Annotated in this window: 4 protein-coding genes and 1 pseudogene; 4 read left to right on the top strand and 1 reads right to left on the bottom strand. The window is 36.6% G+C overall.

The features are described from left to right. Positions 1-148: 148 nt before the first annotated feature. From BKK47_RS10440 to BKK47_RS10425, 4 genes and pseudogenes are all read left to right on the top strand, one after another. Positions 149-1,117: a glycerophosphodiester phosphodiesterase family protein gene (locus BKK47_RS10440; protein WP_077494775.1), complete on the top strand. Its 969-nt coding sequence runs from the start codon at positions 149-151 to the stop codon at positions 1,115-1,117. A gap of 22 nt (positions 1,118-1,139) precedes the next feature. Continuing rightward, complete coding sequence (gene uhpT, locus BKK47_RS10435; protein ID WP_077494774.1) at positions 1,140-2,561, top strand: hexose-6-phosphate:phosphate antiporter; 1,422 nt, start codon at positions 1,140-1,142, stop codon at positions 2,559-2,561. A gap of 72 nt (positions 2,562-2,633) precedes the next feature. Beyond that, positions 2,634-3,677 (top strand): annotated as a pseudogene (locus BKK47_RS10430) (UDP-glucose--hexose-1-phosphate uridylyltransferase). Positions 3,678-3,709: 32 nt separating this feature from the next. After that, positions 3,710-4,900, top strand: coding sequence for an MFS transporter (locus BKK47_RS10425; protein ID WP_244149138.1), 1,191 nt, complete (start codon positions 3,710-3,712; stop codon positions 4,898-4,900). Positions 4,901-4,913: 13 nt separating this feature from the next. Here BKK47_RS10425 and BKK47_RS10420 read toward each other — a convergent pair. After that, on the bottom strand, positions 4,914-6,640 hold a 1,727-nt coding region (locus tag BKK47_RS10420), incomplete at its 5' end, for an ABC transporter substrate-binding protein (RefSeq protein WP_077494773.1).

The following is a 6,640-nucleotide window of genomic DNA, read 5'->3' as shown; positions in this document are numbered from 1 at the left end:
TATTTATCTCTATACTTTTTATCATTTTGTAAAATTTTGTGATCTTTCTCTCATTATTGAAAATTTATATTTTGAAACGTTTCATTATTGATTTATTATTGAATTTGAAACGTTTCAAATGTATAAAATTTTTTATAGGAGAATCACTATGAAATTAGCTGGAACCTTAGCGACAAGTTTATTATTAGCTCTTTCGTCTACAAGTTTTGCAGATAATGCAACAAAGAAAATTCTTGAGAATTTTGAAACTTATCCCTTCTCACCGATGACGGTGGCGCATCGTGCTCAAGCAGGTGTTGAGAGCCGAATTTTTCCGGAAAATTCCATTGCAGCGATCAACCTTTCTATTAACCGTGGTGTAGGTATTATTGAAGTTGATCCACGTTTAACTGCTGATGGACATTATGTTCTTGTTCACGACGAAACGTTGGATAGAACAACGAATGTACAGGAGGTTTTTCCTCATTTGGCTGAAAAAGAGGGCAAATTTGCGGGCAAAGTGCTCGTCTCTAAATTGACATTAGAACAAATTAAACAATTGAAATTAACCGATGGTTTTGATGGGCAAATTCATCGCGTCCCCACGTTAAAAGAAGCACTTGAAGTAGCAAAAGATCGGGTGTTTCTTGATTTGGATTTAAAAGAAATTGATGTTGAAAAGCTATCAACGTTAGTCAAAGAATTTGGTACTGACAACTTGTTAGCCTATAACAACAATGCTGAAAAACTCAAAGCTGTTACGGATAAAACAGGCATTTTACCTCTGCCGATTAACCTTGCGATCACCAAAGGTGGAAACCCTGTTGCCGATTTTCATAAATTCCAACAAATGTGGGGGGAAAATTTCAAGATTATGCACACCTTTATGTCTGACATTACTCCCGAACTTGTCGCACTTGCCGATAAGCATAAAGTTCGCCTATGGATAAACACTCTAAATGATGCAGACGGAGCTGCGGAGCGTTTTGACTATTCGCTTTGGAAAAGCTATCTCAATTCAGGAGCAAATGTTTTCCAATCCGATTTATCTATTGAATTAACCCGATTTATTGATTTACGTAATGCTTGTTTGAATATTAAACATGTTAAAGGTTGCGAAATATTCATTAACCAATAATTGACTTATATAGGAGCATCGTATGTTGAGTTTCTTTGATATTAAAAAAATTCCACCCATTGGTTTAACTACGGCAGAGCAACGTCGCCAATGGTTTAAACAGTTCTTAAAAGCCTTTATGGTAGTGTTTTTAGCTTATATGTGTATGTATTTGATCCGTAATAACTTTAAAGCGGCACAGCCGTTTTTAAAAGAAGAATACGGCATTTCTACTTTAGAATTAGGCTATATTGGTTTGGCATTTTCTATTGTGTACGGTATCGGTAAAACTGTGCTGGGGTATTTTATTGATGGTAGGAATACCAAAAAGATCATTTCAGCATTACTCATTGCCTCGTCTATTGTTGTGATGGCTATGGGATTAGTATTAAGTTTCTTTGGCTCGGTCGTTGGTGTGTTTATCGTGCTTTGGGGATTAAACGGCGTATTCCAATCAGCTGGTGGCCCGGCTTCTTATAGTACGATTTACCGCTGGGTACCGAGAACCAAACGTGCAACTGCAATGGGGCTATGGAACAGCTCACACAATGTAGGGGGCGCAATTGCAGGTGCTATAGCCTTATGGGGGGCGAATACATTCTTTGGCGGAAATATTGCCGGTATGTTTATTTTTCCTGCTGTAATTGCCTTAATTATCGGTATTATCGGGCTCTATTGGGGGAAAGATGATCCGGAAGAATTAGGCTGGAATCGCAGTGAGGAAATTTTTGAAGAGCCTATTGAAGAGGAAAATACTGCGGCAGAAACAATGACAAAATGGGAAATCTTCAAAAAATATCTGCTTTCTAACCCTTGGGTTTGGGTACTTTGCTGTGCCAACGTATTTGGCTATATTTTACGCATTGGGATCGATAACTGGGCACCGCTCTATGTGCGTGAGACATTACATTTCAATAACTATGATGCCGTAAATACAATTTTGTGGTTTGAGGCAGGGGCATTTATCGGTAGCCTTTTCTGGGGCACAATTGCCGATTTCTTTAAAGGACGAACCGCTGCTGTGGGTACAGTCTGTTTAGCCATTGTATTTTTTGTGATTGATTTTTACCGTGATGGGACGAGTGTTATGGCCGTAAACATTGCTTTATTTAGCTTAGGGGCAATGATTTTCGGTACACTTACTCTTATTCCTATTTCGATTATCAATCTTGCACCAAAAAGAGGCGTAAGTGTTGCAAATGGTATAGCGGGAACATTCGGGTACTTATTTGGCGATTCCACAGCAAAAGTCGGGCTTGCTTTAATTGCCGATCCAAAACGTGATGGTTTAACCGTTTTCGGTCATCATTTACACGGTTGGGCAGATGTCTTCATCGTCTTTAATGTTGCTTGTATTATTGCTGTCATATCGCTTTTCCTGGTGGCAATCATTGAGGAACGTAAAATCCGAACTATTCAAAAAGCGAAAGAACTTGGGTTAAAAGTAGCTAAACTTGAAGAATAATTGCTCAATATCTCACCGCTTGTATAAAACAAGCGGTGATTTCTACCGCACTTTTTGTAAAAAGGATACACAATGAAATTCAATCTCACCGATCACCCTCATAGACGTTACAACCCTTTAAAAAATGAATGGATTTTAGTTTCGCCGCATCGCGCTAAACGTCCTTGGAGTGGACAAGTCGATAAGTTACCTAATAATGATTTACCTGCTTACGATCCTAATTGTTTACTTTGCCCCAATAATAATCGTATTTCGGGTGAAAAAAATCCGGACTATCAAGGCACTTTTGTTTTCGACAATGATTTTGTTGCATTGATGCCGGATACCCCTAATACCTCTCAATCTGATAACCCTCTGTTTCAAATAATGGGCGTACAAGGTTTAGCAAAGGTTATTTGCTATTCTCCCGATCATAATAAAACCTTGCCAGAACTTACCATCACACAAATTCGAGGGATTATTGATACTTGGAATACTCAAATTGAAGCATTAGGCAAACACTATCTATGGGTTCAAGTATTTGAAAATAAAGGGGAAATGATGGGCTGTTCGCAACCTCACCCACACGGTCAAATTTGGGCAAATTCATTTTTACCGAACGAGATTGCCTGTAAAGATAAAAACTTACATCACTATATGCAAAAATACGGCTCAAATTTACTGTTGGATTATGTGAATGCCGAATGTAAAGAGGGAAGAAGAAACGTGGTGGAAACAGAATATTGGTTAGCCGTTGTACCTTATTGGGCAGCTTGACCTTATGAAACGATGTTATTGCCAAAACGCCATATTCGCCGAATGCAAGAATTGACTGAAAATGAAAAAACGGATCTCGCTTTTGCTCTAAAACAGCTTACGACTCGCTACGATAATCTGTTTGAATGCCCTTTTCCTTACTCAATGGGGTGGCATTATGCGCCATTTTTTCAAAATGGTGAAAATCTCGATCATTGGCAATTACACGCCACTTTTTATCCGCCATTATTACGCTCTGCAACAGTGCGTAAATTTATGGTCGGCTATGAAATGTTGGCAGAAACACAACGGGATTTAACACCGGAACAAGCGGCAGAACGTTTAATGAATGTCAGCGATATCCATTATAAATCAGCATAATTTCTGGTTCTACCTGTGGGGAATAAAGTACTATGCAAAAAATGCTTACAATCAGATTGATGACAATGATGTTACTGCAATATTTTGTACAGGGTTCTTGGAGTATGATGATTGGTGCAGTATTATCGGGTTACGGTATGAGAAATAGTATTGGCACAACCTACACACTACTTGGCTTAGCTACTATTATTTCCCCATTGTTTATCGGAATGATTGCAGATCGCTTTTTTGCCGCAGAAAAAGTACTTGGTACGTTACATTTACTGAATAGTCTAGTGCTTTATCAGGTCGCACTTGCAATTTCTCATCAATATCATACTGTTTTTTTCGTGCTGATTTTCACTGTAGGTTTACTCTATTATCCGACTCTTGCCCTTTCCAACAGCATTGCTTTTCGACATTTAGAAGATAGCCGCCTTTTTCCGTTTATTCGGGTTGTGGGGAATATCGGTTTTATTCTCTCAGGTTTAGCAATGGGTTATTACGAAATTTTTAATCACGTTGTCGTCTTTAAAGTTGCCACATTTGCGTCGATTATTTATGGGATTTATTGTTTTAGTCTGCCCAATACACCGCCAATCACAACCTCTCTCAACTGGCGAACCTTATTTTGTTTAGATGCCTTTCAGCTATTTAAAGATCGTTATTTCAGTCTTTTTATGATGATAACCCTTTTAGTGATGATCAGCAAAACAGCTTACAGCGCCTATATGCCTGTTTATCTTAAAGATTTCCATCTAAATGCAGCAAATATGATGCAAATTGGTGTGGTATCGGAAGTACTGATGATGCTTTTTCTTAGTTTAATGATTAAGCGGTGGGGATTTAAACCGATTATGTTAATTGGTATCATCGCTTGGGCAGTGCGCTCTTTACTGCTTGCGATGTCCGCAATATCCACAGAACCTTTACTCTATATTCTGACCAGTTTAGTTCTGCAAGGCATTTGCTGGACGTTTTTTTTCACCGTTGGCGATATGTATGTGAACAGCAAAGCACAAAATCATATACGCACACAAGCCCAAAGTTTACGCCATATTTTTTCAAATGGTCTGGGAATACTCATCTCGTCTTCTCTGATTGGATTGATTTACAACCACACGCTCACTCACGATAAATTGCCGGAAATTGCAACACAATGGGCAACGTTTTGGTGGTATCCAACCCTGATAGCCTCCGTAAGTGCGGTCATCTTTTTGCTATTTTTCAAAGAAAGATGTTAAATCCATTAGATGGTTAAAGAAGATCTATTTGTTGCTGTATAAATTCAGCGGTAGCGACTTCTGATCGATCCTTTAATAAATAATCTTTTACTGCTTTACCAATAATGGCTTCGATCTGGCGTAAGTGAATAGCCTGATCACCCAATACATTTTCTCTAATGCCGTAGAATTTCGTCTGTTTTGCTAAAGCTAACCAAGGTAGAGATTGCGTAATACTTTGATTATCCATTAAATCATTTCTTGCCGATACACCACCTAGCTGGCTATATTGCTCTTGAATAATATGTTGTAAAAACCAACTAATAAACCATTCGCAAGCGGTCTGATTTTGCGTTTGTTTTAAAATAGCCAAAGATCCTCCTCCTAATAATGGACGCTGATTCGGAACAGAAGTAAAGCCAACAGGGTAGAGCGAGTTATGATTGGAAATAGACGAAAAGTGATTCATATAAACAAGAAGTAATGGAATTTCTCCTTGTTCAAAGAGTTCAGCCTCATCTTTCCACCAGCTTTTTTCGAGTCGAATAGCATTTTCATATAAGGTTTTTAGTTGGCTTAAGCTCTCTTCTACGGCTTTCCGGTTAAATAAAATGTTTCCATTCTTAAAAATAGAAGGGAAAATAGCATAGTATCTAACAAAAAATTCGCTAGCGAGTGTGCCTTCATCATCAATAATTAATGCTGAACCTTTTTTAATTTCAGGATAGTCGACAACTCCCGATTGAAAAAAGTGTAATAAAAGATTAAATTGTTCAAAATTTGTTGGTAATGTTAATTCTTTATTATATTTTTCATAAAACAAGCGTTTAATTTTCGCATCTTCAAATATATCTTTGCGATAAAAAAGCATTTGAATACTTGGATCAAAAGGAACAGCATAGATTTTTTGTTGAAATTGACAAAATTTTTGAATAATACTGGCTGAGAAATGAGTTTCTAATGTCTCAATTGTTAAAAAATCTAATGGCAATAAATAAGATTGTGCAAAATAAGGCAAGCTCTCCATATCAATTCTTACCATATCATACTGATTTTTCCGAGTATTTTTTCCTAACTCATTAGGAATATCTGCAAACGTACAGGTATCAATATGTACTTGAATATTTGTTAATTTGGTAAAGTGTGGAATAAGTTTCTTTAATGCGTCAATAGAGGGAGTGTTAACGGCTAGAATTTTGATTGTATTATTTTTATTTTGATCTCTATTTTGTGGAAGAAAATCTAAAAAACTAAAATGAAAAGGTTCAATGGCTGTATTTTCCTTTCTAATATAGGCTAATATTTTTTTACTTATATAGCCGTAGTCTAGCCCATATAACCTAAAGCGAGTATCATTATTAAAATTATTTCGATAAAACGTATAAATTTTAGGGAAAGGTTTATTTGAAAAATAGTACGCATTATGAATTAACTTTGCCGTTTCAAACGAAGTGGTAAATAGCATTGAGTGGTTTTCTAATTGAGCGAGTTCAAAAGCAAGTAAATGACTGTTTTTATGTTGTTCGATAAACTCTAGTTTAATATTTTCCTGTATTGCTTTTGTCATCAAATAGACATAATCTTCTTGTGAAAAATCAGCAAATTCATCTTTAATAATAATTCCCTGTTTTATATCTTCTCTCACCCAGTGTTGAATGTAATGATCAATTACTGAAGTATAGTCGAACCGAATAATATTCTTACCACCATCAATATTCCGATAAATAAATAAACACTTTTCTAATAGATTTCCATATTCTT

Origin of the sequence: Rodentibacter mrazii, from assembly GCF_001998825.1 — a bacterium.
Lineage (GTDB): Bacteria > Pseudomonadota > Gammaproteobacteria > Enterobacterales > Pasteurellaceae > Rodentibacter > Rodentibacter mrazii.
This window is presented reverse-complemented; position numbering and strand designations above follow the sequence as displayed.